Annotated in this window: 15 protein-coding genes; 9 read left to right on the top strand and 6 right to left on the bottom strand. The window is 29.2% G+C overall.

The window, feature by feature from the left end; all coding sequences use genetic code 11:
- Positions 1-9 precede the first annotated feature (9 nt).
- The 3 genes from ABD771_RS08410 (at position 10) to ABD771_RS08400 (ending at position 3,721) form a co-directional block, all read left to right on the top strand.
- Positions 10-1,146 carry a glycosyltransferase family 4 protein gene (locus tag ABD771_RS08410; RefSeq protein ID WP_345093444.1) on the top strand — a complete coding sequence of 379 codons (1,137 nt, stop codon included), beginning with the start codon at positions 10-12 and terminating at the stop codon, positions 1,144-1,146.
- Positions 1,143-2,447: an MATE family efflux transporter gene (locus tag ABD771_RS08405; RefSeq protein WP_345093441.1), complete on the top strand. Its 1,305-nt coding sequence runs from the start codon at positions 1,143-1,145 to the stop codon at positions 2,445-2,447. Before ABD771_RS08410 ends, ABD771_RS08405 begins: the two co-directional genes overlap by 4 nt.
- Before the next feature lie 206 nt (positions 2,448-2,653).
- Positions 2,654-3,721: a hypothetical protein gene (locus tag ABD771_RS08400; protein ID WP_345093438.1), complete on the top strand. Its 1,068-nt coding sequence runs from the start codon at positions 2,654-2,656 to the stop codon at positions 3,719-3,721.
- Here ABD771_RS08400 and wecB (ABD771_RS08395) read toward each other — a convergent pair.
- The gene (wecB, locus tag ABD771_RS08395; protein ID WP_345093435.1) at positions 3,698-4,822 is read right to left on the bottom strand and encodes a non-hydrolyzing UDP-N-acetylglucosamine 2-epimerase; all 1,125 of its coding nucleotides are present in this window, start codon (positions 4,820-4,822) and stop codon (positions 3,698-3,700) included. The genes ABD771_RS08400 and wecB (ABD771_RS08395) overlap by 24 nt on opposite strands.
- 75 nt (positions 4,823-4,897) lie before the next feature.
- On the opposite strand from wecB (ABD771_RS08395), the gene ABD771_RS08390 reads away from it, so the two are divergent.
- The 5 genes from ABD771_RS08390 (at position 4,898) to ABD771_RS08370 (ending at position 10,807) form a co-directional block, all read left to right on the top strand.
- Complete coding sequence (locus ABD771_RS08390) at positions 4,898-6,004, top strand: glycosyltransferase family 4 protein (protein WP_345093432.1); 1,107 nt, start codon at positions 4,898-4,900, stop codon at positions 6,002-6,004.
- A 63-nt stretch (positions 6,005-6,067) separates the two neighbouring features.
- Entirely contained in the window at positions 6,068-7,177 is a 1,110-nt protein-coding gene (locus ABD771_RS08385) for a DUF1972 domain-containing protein (protein ID WP_345093429.1), read from the top strand.
- Positions 7,137-8,456, top strand: coding sequence for an O-antigen ligase family protein (locus ABD771_RS08380; protein ID WP_345093426.1), 1,320 nt, complete (start codon positions 7,137-7,139; stop codon positions 8,454-8,456). Before ABD771_RS08385 ends, ABD771_RS08380 begins: the two co-directional genes overlap by 41 nt.
- The gene (locus tag ABD771_RS08375) at positions 8,453-9,436 is read left to right on the top strand and encodes a UDP-glucuronic acid decarboxylase family protein (protein WP_298305063.1); all 984 of its coding nucleotides are present in this window, start codon (positions 8,453-8,455) and stop codon (positions 9,434-9,436) included. The genes ABD771_RS08380 and ABD771_RS08375 overlap by 4 nt, the downstream gene beginning before the upstream one ends.
- Positions 9,437-9,439: 3 nt before the next feature.
- On the top strand, positions 9,440-10,807 hold the full coding sequence (locus tag ABD771_RS08370) for an undecaprenyl-phosphate glucose phosphotransferase (protein WP_345093423.1): 1,368 nt from the start codon (positions 9,440-9,442) through the stop codon (positions 10,805-10,807).
- Here the strand turns inward: ABD771_RS08370 and ABD771_RS08365 are convergent.
- Genes ABD771_RS08365 through ABD771_RS08350 form a run of 4 tightly spaced genes read right to left on the bottom strand, consistent with a single transcriptional unit; the run spans position 10,804 to position 14,934 of the window.
- A complete protein-coding gene (locus ABD771_RS08365; protein WP_345093420.1) occupies positions 10,804-11,988 on the bottom strand; it encodes a glycosyltransferase family 4 protein in 1,185 nt (394 codons plus the stop codon). The genes ABD771_RS08370 and ABD771_RS08365 overlap by 4 nt on opposite strands.
- The gene (wecB, locus tag ABD771_RS08360; protein WP_345093417.1) at positions 11,988-13,073 is read right to left on the bottom strand and encodes a non-hydrolyzing UDP-N-acetylglucosamine 2-epimerase; all 1,086 of its coding nucleotides are present in this window, start codon (positions 13,071-13,073) and stop codon (positions 11,988-11,990) included. Before wecB (ABD771_RS08360) ends, ABD771_RS08365 begins: the two co-directional genes overlap by 1 nt.
- Positions 13,074-13,076: 3 nt before the next feature.
- On the bottom strand, positions 13,077-13,604 hold the full coding sequence (locus tag ABD771_RS08355) for an ORF6N domain-containing protein (protein WP_345093414.1): 528 nt from the start codon (positions 13,602-13,604) through the stop codon (positions 13,077-13,079).
- A gap of 4 nt (positions 13,605-13,608) precedes the next feature.
- Positions 13,609-14,934, bottom strand: a complete 1,326-nt coding sequence (locus ABD771_RS08350; RefSeq protein ID WP_345093411.1) for a phenylacetate--CoA ligase family protein — start codon at positions 14,932-14,934, stop codon at positions 13,609-13,611.
- Between the two features lie 110 nt (positions 14,935-15,044).
- On the opposite strand from ABD771_RS08350, the gene purD reads away from it, so the two are divergent.
- Complete coding sequence (gene purD / locus ABD771_RS08345) at positions 15,045-16,319, top strand: phosphoribosylamine--glycine ligase (RefSeq protein WP_345093409.1); 1,275 nt, start codon at positions 15,045-15,047, stop codon at positions 16,317-16,319.
- On the opposite strand, the gene ABD771_RS08340 is transcribed toward purD, so the two are convergent.
- Complete coding sequence (locus ABD771_RS08340; protein ID WP_344815841.1) at positions 16,311-16,541, bottom strand: DUF6341 family protein; 231 nt, start codon at positions 16,539-16,541, stop codon at positions 16,311-16,313. The two genes, purD and ABD771_RS08340, sit on opposite strands and share 9 nt — an antisense overlap.
- Positions 16,542-16,575 lie beyond the last annotated feature (34 nt).

Raw genomic sequence — 16,575 nt, 5'->3', positions numbered from 1 at the left:
TAAAAAACTGTGAAATCAAAACTTAAAATTGCCTTTTTAACCTCTACGGACCCAAATGACAGAAAATCTTGGTCTGGTATTCATTATAAAATGCTTGAAGGTTTAAAAAATCATTTTGAAATTGTTGATGCCATTGGTCCAATTAATAATGTTTTTATAAAAGCATTAGGTATTATAAATCGAATAACTCTTTTTATTTTTTCAAAGCGATACAATCATCGACACAGTTTTTTTAAATCCTTTTTAAGTGCAAAAATTATTAAACATCGCTTAAAAAAACAAAATTATGACTTTATATTTGCACCATCAGTCCCAGCTGAAATTGCCTTATTAAAAACTGATATTCCTATTTTATATACCTCAGACTCTTCATTTGGGCAACTTAATAATTATTACGAAGGTTTTACTAAATTGTTTGATTTCTCTATTAAAGAATCTAACATAAATCAAAAAAAAACAATTCAAAAAGCTGCTATTTTAAGTTATTCTTCCCATTGGGCTGCAAATTATGTTAACGAATTTTACAAACCCCAAGGAAAAGTTTTTGTGAATGCTTATGGAGCAAATATTAATGAAGAAAATATAAATTATAAACCTAAAACTATAGACAAAAATAAAGAGATAAAATTACTTTTTATTGGGGTTGAGTGGGAACGAAAAGGCGGAAAAATTATATTTGAAACATTTTTAGAATTATTAAAAAACTATAATGTCAAATTGACTGTTTGTGGTTGCATACCGCCAGTTAAACATCAATCAATGACTGTTATACCGTTTTTAAATAAAAACGATAAAAATGATTTTAAAAAATTTAATTCATTAATGGAAGAAAGTCATTTTTTATTTGTTCCGAGTAAAGCGGAATGTTATGGTATTGTTTTTTGTGAAGCTAGTGCATACGGTGTTCCCAGTATTTCAAGAAATACAGGAGGAATAAGTGGTGCAGTTCAAAACAACATTAACGGAATATTATTAGAACCAAAGGAAACTTTTCAGGCTTATGTCGAAGTTTTTCATAATTTAATAGAAAATCCATTAAATTATGAAAAATTAAGTCAATCGTCTAGAGATTTATATTTAAACAAATTAAATTGGAAAGTTTGGAGTAAAGAAATTTCTAATTTGATAATAAATTATAAAAAGTGAGTTTTTTAAAAAATACTTTAGCGGGTTTTTTAAAAGACACCAATATTAAATATCTTTTTTCTAAAGGATTAATATCGCTTGGTTTCCGAGTTTTAGGGGTGTGTTTTAGTTTTTATACCATTAAACTAATTTCAAATTTTTATTTTGCAAAAGTTTACGGAACCTTCTCATTAGCACAAACTATAATTCAATTGTTGTGTGTAATACTTACTTTAGGGGTTCAAAACACCATAATCGTAGAGGTAAATAGAAATATTGAACAAAAAGATTTTTCTGCTCAAAATTTTCTATTCCATGTTATCAAATTAGTTTTATTTGTATCAATTATTCCTGTTTTTTTAATTTACTTTTTTGCTCCACAAATAGCTATATTTATTTTTCACAAAACACAATTAACTTCTGTTTTTCAGTTAATTGCTATTTCCCTGCCCTTTTTTTTACTTCATGAAATTGCTGTTTATTATTTTATTGCGACAAAAAAATTAATACTTTTTGGATGGTTTATGTTTATTGTTCCAAATGTGCTTTTTTTTACATTTATTTTTTTGTTCAGAAATGATTCAATAAACGCATACAATATTGTAAGTTTCTATGGAATTTCATTTTTTATAACACTAATAATTGAATTCTGTTTTATCTTTTTTAAACAAATTAATTTTTCTAAACCCCAATTTTCTTATAAAAAAACATTAATCGCCTCGTTACCGATGATGTTTTCTGGCGTGATGAGTTTTTTAATTAATTGGACAGATGTTTTGATGTTAGGATCGTTTTCGACCGAAGAAAATGTAGGAATTTATAACGCCGCATTTAAAGTGGGAATGATTGTTTATATCATAATAATTTCAATGAGTATTGTTATCGGGCCAAAAGTAACCGAGGCTTATGAATCTAAAAATTTTTCAGAATTAAAAAAAATTATTCAAAAAGCAACGCAACTTATTACATTTGTAACCTTGCCAATTGTGCTATTGATAATAATTTTCAGCGAATATCTTTTAAGTTATTTTGGCAATGCTTTTATTGCAGGAAAAACGGTTTTAATAATAATAGCAATTTCAACATTTATTAGTGCAGTTTGTGGAAATGTAGATTTAATTTTAAATTTAACAAATAACAAAAAATTGGTTTTTTATATAAATATTTTCGTTTTTCTAATAAATCTAATCTTAAACTATTTTCTAATTCCTACTTATGGAATTAATGGTTCGGCTATTGCCAGTTTAATTGCCACAATAGTTTTGAATTTTACTTGTGTCTATTTCATTAAAAAGAAATTTGGATATTACACACTGATTTAAAAGCAAATAAATTGAATTAAATTATGGCATTCGTTTTAAAAAAAAATAAATTTTATTTCGCACTTTTCGCACTTTGTTTAATGATTCCTTATTATGGGAGTTACGAACTAACTTTTTTAATATGGTCTTTTAGTGTTTTAATTACAATTCAAAAAAAATATTCACAAACATTTATAAAATACCTTTCTTGTTTTATTCTAATTTTATTGATTTCTGTTTTTAGAACAAAATTTAAAATCGAAAATATATATTCTATAATTCGGGATTTTACTTATCTTTTAAAACCAATTCTGGGTATAATTCTTGGCTATCAAATATGTAAGTATAATTATAAAACGGCATTCTTGTCTGTAATAAAAATCAGTTATTTTGTATCTTTAATTCATGTTTTTTTTATTGTTTTTTCTGTTTTATTTCGCAACGCACATACCGTAGTTGATATTCGTTTTTATTGTGGTTACTTCAGTGATTTTGAAGTTTATGGATTAATTATTTTATTATTTCACAAAAAATTTGATATTGAAATTCACAAAAAGAAATTTTATTTAATGGTAGCAATTATCACTTTTTCGAGTTTAATGTATTTATCTAGAAATAATTTTATTCAGTTTATTATATTATTCTGTGGCTTAAAAGGTTATTTTATTTTGAATAAGAGAGCGATTTTGGCAATTACTTCACTAACTTTATTTATAGTTATTTCATACTTGATTATTTTAGCAATAAATCCAAAAAGAAATGGAGTTGGTTTTGAAGCTTTTTTATATAAAGTTAAAATAGCACCTACAGAAGCTTTTAAAAGTAAAATAAAAACTCATGATAATATCGATTTTAACGATAATTACAGATCGGTTGAAATTATAAATACGATCCGCCAAATGCAATATAAAGGAAGTCTAACTATGTTATTAGGCGAGGGTTTGGGTTCAAAGGTGGATTTAAAACAAAAAGTTTGGCTCGGTGATTTAGAAATGAGATATATTTATGTGTTACATAATGCATTTATGACAACCTATCTCAAATCAGGTATTTTGGGCATATTATTGTTATTATATTCCATATATTTGATATACAACCAGCCAAAATCTAAAATACCAATAAACAAAAACATTAATTTTTTATTAGTTGGAACGGCTATATTTTTGTTAATTTCAAACTGGGTTCTTATGGGGTATTATTTTACCGAAGATTCCAAATCAATTCTGGTTGGTTTTTTAATAGCATATAAAGAAATAACTGACAAAAAAGAATTACTCAAAAACGGATTTGCTTAAAATCAATTTTACATTTTCACTGGTTTCCCCATCTCCATAAGGATTTGAAGCTTTTGAAATAGAATTGTAATAATCTAAATTACTCAATAATTTTGTTGTTTCTAAAACTATTTTTTGTTTATCAGAACCAACTAAAATTGCATTTCCTGCATCAACACCTTCCATTCTTTCTGTAACTTCTCGCAATACTAAAACTGGCTTTCCTAAACTTGGTGCCTCTTCTTGAATGCCACCAGAATCTGTTAAAATAATGGTACTTTTGTTCATCATCCAAATTAATTCGGGATAATCCAACGGAGTAATCAATTTTATATTGCTGGAAATTAGCTTTTTATGTGCAATTTCTTTGATGTTTGGATTCAAATGCACAGGATAAACTATTTCGACATCATTTTTATGCAAATCAGCAATATCAAGTAATGCTTCGCAAATATTTTGAAATGGTTCACCAAAATTTTCACGGCGATGACAAGTTACTAAAATCACTTTTTTTGTAAAATCAATTTGTTGAAACTGCTTTAATAATTCAATTTCCGAAGTTTCTTTAATTTTATTCAATCCTTTAAAAAGTGCGTCGATAACCGTATTTCCTACTACAAAAACATTTTCAGTAATATTTTCTGCAACTAAATTATTTCGAGAAGTTTCTGTTGGACAAAAATGAAACGTTGCTAATTTTGAGGTCAAAACTCTATTCATTTCCTCCGGAAATGGCGACAACATATCTCCACTTCTGAGTCCTGCTTCAATATGTACAACTTTAATTTTTTTGTAAAAAGCTGCCAATGCACCTGCTAAAACAGTAGTTGTATCACCTTGTACAAACACAAAATCAAACGATTCTTTACTTAAAATTTCCTCCGTAATTCTCGAAATCAAATCAGCAGTTAATTGATGAAGCGTTTGATTTGGCTTCATTATGTTCAAATCATAATCAACATTAATATTAAAAAAATGCAAAACTTGATCTAACATTTCTCTATGTTGAGCCGTAACAGCAACTTTTACATCAAATAATTCATCATTAGAAAAACATTGAATTAGCGGAGCCATTTTTATAGCTTCCGGTCGAGTTCCAAATAGAAATAGTATTTTTTTCATTATTAGAATAATCCTAACTTTAAGAAGTGTAAAACTACTAATAAAAACTATATTTGCAACTCTTAATTTGCTAAAATGAAAGTGCTTTTTCAATCTCGAACCAATTTATTTGATGCTCCAGGTGGCGACATGGTTCAAATGTTAAAAACGAAGGAATTTCTTGAAAAACTTGGTGTAACCGTTGACGTTTCATTAGAATTTGAACCAGACTTAAAAGATTATGATTTAGTTCATTTGTTTAATTTAATGGAACCTCAGGACATTTATCGTCAAATGATAAATGCTAAAAAGCAAAATAAAAAAATTGCTTTATCAACAATTTATGGTCTTTATACCGAATTTGAAAGGAAAGCACGTGGTGGAATTTTTCAAAAAGTAGCCAATTTTCTCTCTCCATATCAAATAAATTATTTAAAAACATTAATAAAACACTATTTTGAAAAACGTTTTCACAAAGGAGTTTTCAAAATGATTTATAAAGGATATTATGGCTTAATGAAAGAGATTGTTGATAACACATCTGTTTTTTTACCTAATTCAGTTTCCGAAATGAACAGAGTTGCAACTGAATTTAATCTTAAAAACTACACTTTTGTTTCCATTCCGAACGCAATTGATAAATCGGTTTTTACAGATAGCGATACTGAAAAGCCAAATAAATATTCAGAATTCAAAGATTGTATACTTTGTGCGGCAAGAATAGAAGGAAGGAAATCAACATTGAATTTAGTAAAAGCAGTGAAAGAAACTAATTATAAGTTAGTTCTAGTAGGTAAAGAATCACAAAATCAAAAAAAATATGTTGAACAAGTTCATGAAGAAGCTGGAGACAACGTAACTTTTTTAGGTGCAATTTCTCACGATGATTTACGAGATTTATACAAAGTTGCTAAAGTACATGTATTAGCAAGCTGGATGGAGACACCTGGATTATCCTCTCTTGAAGCTGCTGCAATGGGATGTAATATAGTTGTTACTAAAAAAGGAGACACTTATGACTATTTTGAAGATTATGCATTTTATTGTGAGCCAGACGATATAGATTCAATTAAAAGAGCAATTGATAGAGCTTACAATTCAACATTCAATCCAAAATTAAAGGAAAAAATACTTACGGATTATATTTGGGAAAAAACCGCACAAGAAACCTTCAAAGGATATGAATTAATATTAAAACATTAGTTTTTATAATTTTTTAAAACAACAAAATTCCCTATTTTTGCCCTCAGAAAAAGAAATCACTTCATGAAAATTGCCATTCTCGGAACTCGTGGAATTCCAAATCATTACGGAGGTTTTGAACAATTTGCTGAATTTTTTTCGGTTTATCTTGTAGATAAAGGACATGAAGTATATTGCTATAATTCGCACAATCACAAATTTCAAGAAAAAACTTTTCATGGCGTAAATATCATTCATCAACATGATCCCGAGTATAAATATGGAACTTTCGGTCAATTTATTTATGACTACAATTGCATCATGGATTCTCGAAAACGAGATTTTGATATTATTATTCAATTAGGATACACAAGTAATTCTATTTGGTGCTTTCTTTTACCTAAAAAACCAATTATTATAACAAATATGGACGGTTTAGAATGGAAAAGGACAAAATATTCTAAGCCGGTTCAACAATTCTTAAAATTCGCTGAAAGACTTGCCGCAATTTCAAGTGATTATTTAGTTTCAGATTCAATTGGAATTGAAAAGTTTTTAAAAGAAAAATATAATAAAAACTCAACCTACATTGCTTACGGCGCATATCCTTTTGATTCGCCTAACGAAGAATTTCTAAAAGAATACAATGTTGAAAAAGAAAATTTCAACATGATTATGGCGCGCTTTGAACCCGAAAACAATCTTGATATGGTTCTTGAAGGTGTTGCTCAATCTAATGATAAAACACCAATTTTAGTCATAGGAAAACATGAAACTAAATATGGTGAATATTTAAAAAATAAATTTAAAAGTCATGATAATATTAGATTTCTAGGAGGAATTTATAATCTTGAGCATTTAAACAACCTTCGTTATTTTTCAAAATTATATTTTCATGGTCATTCTGTAGGCGGAACGAACCCATCACTTTTAGAAGCTATGGCTTCGCAAGCATTAGTTATTGCACACCATAATGATTTTAATAAAGGGATTTTGAAAGAAAATGGAATCTATTTTTCTAATCCTCCTGAAGTAAAAAATATTTTAGAATCTGTCAAAAAAATTGATAACTTGCAGAAAGTTCAAAATAACTATCAAGCTATAATTAAAGATTTTAATTGGGAGAAAATAAATGGTCAATATTTACAACTTTTTGAAGAGTGTTATTCAAGACATAAAACAAGAAAGCAATAAGAATAGTTCTTTTATTTTTACCTTAGTATTACTTGTTACTATTCCATTTTCATTAGCCGTAAACAATATTGCATTAATACTATTAATTTTATCGGTTCTTATAAATTTCAATAAGAACAATTTCAATATAAATCTACTTTTTTTCTTTCCAATAGTATTGTTTTTATGGATGTCTGTATCCTATTTTTGGAGTATTGATAAACATGAAACGTTAAAAGCTATTCCAAAAGGAATTGCTTTACTACTACTGCCATTGGTGTTCATGAAAGTACAAATTTCCAAAACAGAAAAAGAAAAGCTTTTGAAATATTATAGCTTTTCAATGGTATTAATTGTAGTTTTTTTCCTTTTAAGAGCAGTAATTAGATATTTAATAAGTCAAGACACAAGGAGCTTTTTCTACCATGGAGAAAGCGATGATGATTATGGATTAGTACCTAATCTATTAAATGCAATTCATGTTTCAGTTTTTGTTGCATTAGCTTTTTTTTATTTTTTCACAAAAGAAATTAAATCTAAAATTGATATAGCACTCTCATTACTTCTCGCAGGATTTATTATTTTACTTTCTTCCAAAAATATAATTCTAGTTGTTGTTGTTTTAATTTTAGTTTACTTTTTCTACTATTCAAAAGCATCTCACAAAATGAGACTTAGAAATCTTATAATTTTTATAGGGATTATTGCAATTGGACTGTCTTTTGGCAAGATTAAACAACGTTTTCAAGAGGAGTTTAGAAACAATGCGCCAAATAGTATAAGCCCAGATGTTTCAGCAACTTTTGAGAATGGTGTGCACAACGTTAGTATCTATGAAGCATGGAACAATGAAAAGTTTTCTCCAAATGATTACTTTCCAGGAACTGCTTTAAGAGTTTATCAAGCAAGAATGTTTTTGGAACTTTTAAAAGAAGAAAATTTATTTATACAAGGATTTGGTTTAAATGCTTCTGAAATTAAATTATTAGAAAAAGAAAAGAAATATAATCTATATCATGGGTATGGAAGATTTAACTTTCACAATCAATACATCCAGAATTTTGCCGAAATTGGTGTAGTTGGATTTTTACTTTTAGTCATTATGCTGTTTCAAACATTAAAAAAAGCAATAAATAACAAAGATTTTATGCATTTTTCTTTTGCAGTTCTAATGATAAGTTTATTTTTGACAGAATCTTTTCTTTGTAGGCAAAGAGGCGTTGTCTTTTTTACATTATTATTTTGTATTTTCAATTCAATAAGCCCCAAAGAATCAATTAATATAGAAACAAAATTATGAAAAGAATATTAATAACAGGAGCGGCAGGTTTTTTAGGATCTCATCTTTGTGATCGTTTTATCAAAGAAGGATACTTTGTTATCGGAATGGATAACCTGATTACTGGAGATTTAAAAAACATTGAACATTTATTCAAACTTGAAAATTTTGAATTTTACCATCACGATGTAACTAAATTCGTTCACGTTCCGGGAAAATTAGACTATATTCTTCATTTTGCATCTCCGGCATCTCCAATTGATTATTTAAAAATTCCTATTCAAACCTTAAAAGTTGGCTCTTTAGGGACACATAATCTTTTAGGATTGGCTAGAGTAAAAAAAGCTAGAATTCTTATTGCATCAACTTCAGAGATATATGGAGACCCTTTAGTTCATCCACAAACAGAAGAATATTATGGAAATGTAAACACCATTGGTCCAAGAGGTGTTTATGATGAGGCAAAACGTTTTCAGGAATCAATAACTATGGCTTACCATACTTTTCACGGTGTGGAAACAAGAATAGTCAGAATTTTTAATACCTACGGACCAAGAATGCGACTAAATGATGGACGCGTAATTCCCGCTTTCATCGGACAAGCTTTACGTGGTGAAGATTTAACTATTTTTGGAGATGGTAGTCAAACACGTTCTTTTTGCTATGTTACTGATCAAGTTGAAGGAATATTCAGACTATTGCATTCCGATTATATTTATCCTGTTAATATTGGTAATCCAGATGAAATCACAATTAAAGATTTTGCGGATGAGATTATAAAACTAACAGGAACTGAACAAAAAGTTGTTTATCATCCATTACCAATAAACGATCCTCTACAACGTCAACCAGACACTACTAAAGCTAGAGAAATTCTAGGTTGGGAAGCTAAAGTAAATAGAGAAGAAGGAATGAAATTGACTTATGATTATTTCAAATCTTTATCATCGGAAGAATTACTAAAAGAAGAACACAAAGATTTCAAAGGTTACATCCATTAAAATATGGTTGCACAGCAAACAGGTAGGTATTCAAAATATATTAGACCAATAAGTATCACTATAGATATTTTGGTCATTACCATATTAAGTTTATATTTCTTTAGAGATTTAAATCTTAATATGGTATATTTTATTGCATATCAAACACTTGCTTGGATATTTATTGCCTTTCTTATCAAATTTTATGAAGTATATAGGTTTACAACTCCAGTAGAAATTATATCTAAAATATTTAAACAATTTAGTTTATTTCTATTAGTTGTAATTGCCTTTTTTCCCTTTGCAAAAACAGTGATTTTCAGCGGAAAAGCTATTGCAATTATGATGACAATTAGTTTTGCTATAATTGCCGGAATTAAATACTTCTTGTTTTTTTACCTAAAAAAATACAGAATTACTACAAAAAATAATTTCAGAAATGCAATTATAATAGGATACACTCCAGAAGCAATTCGACTTAAAGAAGTTTTTGATAATCGATTAGATTATGGATATCGTTTTCAAGGATATTTTTCAGATAAAAAACAGAATCCCGAGGTAAAAGGTAAAGTAGAGGACATTAAGAATTTTGTTATAGATCAAAAAATTGATGAAATTTATTGTTCATTGAATGAGATTTCAAATGAAAAATTGAAAGAATTAGTTGAGTTTTCTGATGAAAATAATAAAACAATAAAATTTATTCCTGATACAAAAGAGATATTTTCAAAAAACATGAGAATTGATTATTATGAGCTTTTCCCAGTTTTATCTCTTCAAAAAACTCAACTTCATAACCCAACAATAAAAGGTATTAAAAGAGGATTTGATATTGTCTTCTCACTTTTTGTAATTATTTTTATTCTTTCTTGGTTAATGCCATTAATAGCAGTTTTAATTAAATTAGAATCTAAAGGCCCAATTTTCTTCAAACAAGGTCGCCCAGGATTAGATGAAAACGAATTTTTTTGCTTCAAATTTCGCTCAATGCAGGTAAATGAAACCACAGAAAAAGAGGCTTCTAAAAATGATCCAAGAGTAACCAAAATGGGTAAGTTTATGCGCAAAACAAGTATTGATGAATTTCCTCAATTTTTTAATGTTTTGCTTGGTGATATGTCGGTTGTTGGACCAAGACCTCATTTGTGGTCTCAGAATAAATCGTATGCAAGTAAAGTAAAGAAATATATGGTTCGTCATTATGTAAAACCAGGAATTACAGGACTTGCTCAAGTAAAAGGATATCGAGGTGAAATAGAAACCGATGAAGATATGATAAACCGTATAAAATTTGATGTTTTCTACATTGAAAATTGGTCAATTGTAATGGATATCAAAATCATTATTCAAACGGTTGTAAACATCTTTAAAGGCGAGGATAAAGCTTACTAAAAAACATCTTTTTCAATTAAATAATTCATTTGATTATCTAAATTGAAATTGATTTCTGATTTAACAAATATTTTCTTTTTCATTTCGAATAATTCTGATTTACTCATCTTCGAAATCTTTTGTATTTCATGATTTAATTGCTCATAATTTTCTACAGACGCAACCCAACCCATATTGTCTTCTTCCACAATAGTTTCGCCTTCACCACCACCAAAATATAAAATCGGAAATCCAAGTGAACCATATTCAAATATCTTTGAAGGAACTGAGCCATAAATTCTTGTTTTTAATGGAACAATTGCTATATCAAATTTTTTTAAAGTTTCGTGTAAATCTTTGCGTTCCATCATGCCGTGAAAGAATATCTTTTGTTCCTTTTTAGAAGAAATAAGCTGTTCTATTTGATTTTTTTCTGCGCCATCGCCGAATATGTGTAATTCGATATTTAATTCCTTTAAATCAATATTTTGACACAATTCTAAAACACCTTGAGCAATCCCTAATAGTCCAGCGTAAAATATTTTAATAGGTTGATTTTCTTCAAATGTCAAATCAAAATTTTCAATTTTATGGTCAGGAAAATTCCGATATAAATAACAATTTTTTTCGGGGAATAAGGATTTTACATGTGTTATAATTTCATTGGACTGACCAATAATTAATGTTGCTTTTTTATAGATAAATCGTTCTAAAAATAAGGAGAATTTATGAGAAAACGAACCTTCTTTCAACGCCTTCAATTCAATTGCAGCTAATGGCCAAAGGTCTGAAATATTGAGAATTATTTTTTTATTTTTCAACGAAAGGACAAAAACTGAAATAAAAGATAATAATAATGGAGGCGATTGAACGACCACTTTTTTAGGAGTCTTTTTAAATAATAAATAGAAAAATAAACTCATTGAAAAAGACAGAACCGAAATAACTCTAACAATCAAATTTTTACTCACACTTGGATAAATCCAAAGACGTTTTACAGTAATATTATCACGATTTTCTGTAGCCGAAAACTTACCTTTATATTCAGGAAACAATTCGCCTTTTGGATAATTCCCAAGCGGACAAATTACAGAAACTTTATAATTATTTTGATACAATTTCAGGGCCAACTGCTCAATTCTATTTGCAGCAGCACCTTTTTCTGGCGGATAATAATTGGATATGATTAGGATTTCTTTCATTATTTTGAAAGCAAAATATCAATAATTCTTTCTGATGCTTTTCCATCCCAAAGCTCAGGAATTCCTCTTTTTGACAAACCATTTTCTAGAAATTTCGTAAATTCTAAAGTCAAATTTTCTATTGAAATTCCAACTAAATTATTAGTACCAATTTCAATAGTTTCTGGTCTTTCGGTTGTGGTTCGCATAGTAAAACATGGAATTCCTAAAACCGTAGTTTCTTCAGAAATCCCTCCAGAATCAGTAATCACAGCAAAACTATTTTTAATCAAATACATAAAATTCAAATAACCTTGCGGTTCTACAAATAAGATGTTTTTTAAATTCAAATTGGTTTCACCAAGAATTGCTTTCGTTCTAGGATGAATAGGAAAGATTATTTTTTTATCTCCAACCATTTTATCAATTCCTTCCAATAAATCAATCAATGATTTCTCTTCATCAACATTTGATGGACGATGTAAGGTTAAAATAATATAATTTCCAGTTTCTAATTGAAATTCATTCCAAAAACTCGGAGCCGAAATTCGATTTAAATTCTGATATAAAGTATCAATCATCACATTTCCAACAAAATGAACATTAGAGGATTGAACCCCATTTTTCAATAAATGTTCTGAGGCTGAAGTTGAGGTAGTAAAGAAATAATCGGTAATGCTATCGGTGACAATTCGGTTAATTTCTTCGGGCATTGTCATATCTCCAGAACGAATTCCAGCTTCAACATGTGCGACTTTAATATTCATTTTCTTGGTCACAATGGCACAAGCCATAGTCGAATTGACATCACCAACTACTAAAACTAGTTCGCACGGATTTTGAAGTAATTCCTTTTCAAAAGCAACCATAATGGCACCAGTTTGCTCGGCTTGTGAACCACTTTTAACTTCCAGGTTAGCATTTGGATGTGGAATATTCAATTCTTCAAAAAAAGTATCGCTGAGGTTTTTATCGTAATGTTGACCTGTATGCACTAATCTAAAAGAGATATTTGAACCTTCAGATTGTTGCTTTTCAATCGCCATGATTATGGGTGCGATTTTAATAAAATTAGGTCTTGCGCCTGCAATTATGGTGATTTTCATAATTTATTTTTTGTAACCAATTTTTGTTCTTGGTTTTTTATTTTCTTCTTTTTCTGTTAATTCATCCAAATAGCTAAAAACCAGTTCAATATTTTTGTCGTGATTTTCTAATTTCTTCTGAATTTGAGCAATATCCAATCGAATTTCAGTTGTGTCTAAAAGCATTTGTCGCACTTTAGTAAAAATTCTAATGATTTGAATATTAGTTTGAATGGCTTTGTCACTATTCAAAACACTTGATAACATTAATACTCCGTGCTCTGTAAATGCCATTGGTGCATAACGCAAACCCATTTTGTCGGAATTGGAGGTCACAAATTGTGACCTCCAATTCAAAAACTCAGTTTCTGTCAATTCAAACATAAAATCTTCCGGAAATCGAGAAATATTTCTTTTTACTGCTTGTTTTAAAACTTTTGTTTGTATACCATAAAGAGTTGCTAAATCTCTGTCTAACATCACTTTTTGATTTCGGATAAAGTAAATTTTATCTGAAATTGTTTCTTCAGAAATTATTAAATTTTGGCTCATATATTTATTTTATTAACGATATAAACTGCTTCAACTTGCCGCTTTTACTTCTTTCAAGTTTTTCTTTTCGAGTAAAAGTGAAGGTTAATCCGCTTTCTAAATAAGTTGCAATCGCTTTCTCAATATTCAGAATTTGGTTTTCAGTTAATTTATTTTGGCTTACATATTCAATATCAAAAGTATCAATTTTAGTTTGTTTTACAACAAATTCTTTTACATTTCCGTCGTCTTCAATGATGCTTTTGGTAACGTAGTAAAAGGTCAATCCAGGCGATTTTTTTCCGCTTGGAAGAATGGCAACATCGTTAGTTCTACCAATTAATTTTTTCAGAATTGGTTTTTTAAACGTACTTTTTTCATCAAGAATTCCTATATCACCAATATCATAACGAATGAATGGATGTGCTTTATTGTACAATGAAGTAATTACAATTCGACCTTCTTTTCCGTTGGGAAGAACATTATTATTATCGTCTAAAATTTCTACAAATAACGTTTCCGAATTTACTTGCCATTCACCTTGTGGATTTTGAAACGCAATTAAATCCAACTCAGAAGCGCCATATTCATTGACAACCGGAACGCCAAATTGTTTTTCCATCAATAGTTTATCTTCTTCAAATAACATTTCGGAAGTAACAACACAACATTTTAAACTAGGACAAACTGATGTTAATACAATGTTTTTCTTTTGAAGAAATTTTGCAAATAAAACGATAGAAGAAGTATAACCGTTAATGTAATCAAACTTTTTATTCTGAAATTTCAGTAGCACTTTTTCAAGAATTTTATCTGACAAATCAAAAATTGTAAATCGATAACTGTTCTTCAAAAAATCTTTAATGCGTTCTTTGGTGTTTCCGATAAAATCCAAAGGAATTCCGTAAAATCGTGCTTGTAATGACGAATTAAAATCAATTCCAAACCATCCAAATTGATTTATAATATTTGCCCAAGTTAAGGCGTGACAAAATTTATCTTTCGCAAAAATAAAGGGATCTCCACTTGAACCCGAAGTTTTATTTAGATAAACATTTTTCGTAGTAAATCCGTTAGAAAGTCTTTCTGACAAAGGTTTTTGAAACTCCTTTTTAGTCATAATTGGAAGTTCATTCCATCCCGAAACTTCGGTATTGAAATCAGATTTTCCAACAAATTCTTGATACGATTTATTGTTTTTTAAATGATATTCAACAATTTCTTTTCGTTTTAAAATACTATGGCTTTCATAATCGGAATCTGAAATTGATTGAATTTTTTCAAATTCAGCAATTGCTTCCTTCATCGGAAAACCATTTAGCTTGAGCGTTAAATTGAAAAGGTGGAACACAAGAAATCTATTTTGTTCAAAAATACTAAAAACAAAAACTTTTCTATCAATTAGCTTTAAATTCTTTTGAAAAGAAACTATTTTTGCAAGACAACATAACTACACACACAATGACAATTTTACTACTTGGTTCTGGCGGACGCGAACACGCATTAGCATGGAAAATGTTACAATCAGACAAATGTTCTAAACTTTTTGTAGCACCTGGAAACGCTGGAACATCGCAAATTGCAATCAATGTTTCTTTAAATATTTTAGATTTTGAAGCCATAAAAGCATTTTCACTTCAAGAAAAAGTTGACATGGTAGTAGTTGGTCCAGAAGACCCATTGGTTCATGGAATTTATGATTTCTTCAAAAACGATTCTCAACTAAATCATATTCCTGTAATTGGTCCGTCAAAAGCTGGTGCTCAATTAGAAGGAAGTAAAGAATTTGCTAAAGAATTTCTTATCAAGCATAAAATTCCAACTGCGGCTTACGATAGTTTTACAAAAGAAACGGTTGAAAAAGGATGTCATTTTCTAGAAACATTACAACCGCCATATGTTCTTAAAGCGGATGGATTAGCAGCAGGTAAAGGTGTTTTAATTATTCAAGATTTAGAAGAAGCTAAAACGGAATTGCGAAATATGTTGGTTCACGAAAAATTTGGATCAGCAAGTGCAAAAGTCGTGATTGAAGAATTTCTTGACGGAATTGAATTAAGTTGTTTCGTTTTGACCGACGGAAAAAATTACAAAATTCTTCCAACGGCGAAAGATTATAAACGAATTGGCGAAGGCGACACCGGTTTAAACACCGGCGGAATGGGAGCAGTTTCTCCGGTTCCATTTGCAGACGCAGTTTTGTTGGAAAAAATTGAGACACGAATTGTAAAACCAACAATCGCTGGTTTGCAAAGTGACGGAATTGAATACAAAGGCTTCGTTTTTATAGGATTGATAAACGTAAAAGGCGAACCAATCGTAATTGAGTATAATGTGAGAATGGGTGATCCAGAAACGGAAGTTGTAATTCCGAGGTTGAAATCGGATTTAGTAGAACTTTTTAAAGCAGTTGGAAATCAAACATTGAATGAAGTTTCTTTAGAAATTGACGAAAGAAGTGCCACAACAATCATGGTGGTTTCTGGCGGATATCCTGAAGATTATGGAAAAGGTTTTGAAATTACAGGATTAGAAAATATAGAAGATTCAATAGCTTTTCACGCTGGCACAAAATTAGAAAACGGAAAAGTTGTAACAAATGGTGGTCGAGTTATTGCCGTTACATCATTTGGCGAAAGCTTTCAAGAAGCCATAAAAAAATCTTACCAAAACATAGACAAGCTACATTTTGATAAGATGTATTTTAGAAAAGATATCGGTTTCGACTTACTTTAAGAACGAATGTGCCGTAGTATCTTGGTTTTCTTCGTTGTTTTTTTGGTGAGCAGCCAATTGTTTGCACCAATATACGATGTATTTAGCACAAATTGCCATTAATGTCCAGCTAACGATATTAGCCAACCACCAATTATCTAACTCTAATGCACGTAACCAATCTAGTGGTTTAAATAAAAAATCTACAAAAAGTGATTGTATTGCTTCGAAAAATGCTTTCATTTTTAAACAAGTGTTATATTTACATCCACAAAAG

Origin of the sequence: Flavobacterium chungnamense (assembly GCF_039539165.1) — a bacterium.
Classification (GTDB): Bacteria; Bacteroidota; Bacteroidia; order Flavobacteriales; family Flavobacteriaceae; genus Flavobacterium; species Flavobacterium chungnamense.
Note: the sequence above shows the minus strand (reverse complement) of the source record. Positions and strands in the feature narration are given on the sequence as shown.

What these genes read in the sequence shown, in the direction of transcription:
- wecB (WP_345093417.1), bottom strand. Translation starts at nt 13,073, where the DNA reads ATGAAAATCACCATAATTGCAGGCGCAAGACCTAATTTTATTAAAATC.
- purD (WP_345093409.1), top strand. Translation starts at nt 15,045, where the DNA reads ATGACAATTTTACTACTTGGTTCTGGCGGACGCGAACACGCATTAGCA.
- ABD771_RS08385 (WP_345093429.1), top strand. Translation starts at nt 6,068, where the DNA reads ATGAAAATTGCCATTCTCGGAACTCGTGGAATTCCAAATCATTACGGA.
- wecB (WP_345093435.1), bottom strand. Translation starts at nt 4,822, where the DNA reads ATGAAAAAAATACTATTTCTATTTGGAACTCGACCGGAAGCTATAAAA.
- ABD771_RS08355 (WP_345093414.1), bottom strand. Translation starts at nt 13,604, where the DNA reads ATGAGCCAAAATTTAATAATTTCTGAAGAAACAATTTCAGATAAAATT.
- ABD771_RS08375 (WP_298305063.1), top strand. Translation starts at nt 8,453, where the DNA reads ATGAAAAGAATATTAATAACAGGAGCGGCAGGTTTTTTAGGATCTCAT.
- ABD771_RS08370 (WP_345093423.1), top strand. Translation starts at nt 9,440, where the DNA reads ATGGTTGCACAGCAAACAGGTAGGTATTCAAAATATATTAGACCAATA.
- ABD771_RS08390 (WP_345093432.1), top strand. Translation starts at nt 4,898, where the DNA reads ATGAAAGTGCTTTTTCAATCTCGAACCAATTTATTTGATGCTCCAGGT.
- ABD771_RS08340 (WP_344815841.1), bottom strand. Translation starts at nt 16,541, where the DNA reads ATGAAAGCATTTTTCGAAGCAATACAATCACTTTTTGTAGATTTTTTA.
- ABD771_RS08365 (WP_345093420.1), bottom strand. Translation starts at nt 11,988, where the DNA reads ATGAAAGAAATCCTAATCATATCCAATTATTATCCGCCAGAAAAAGGT.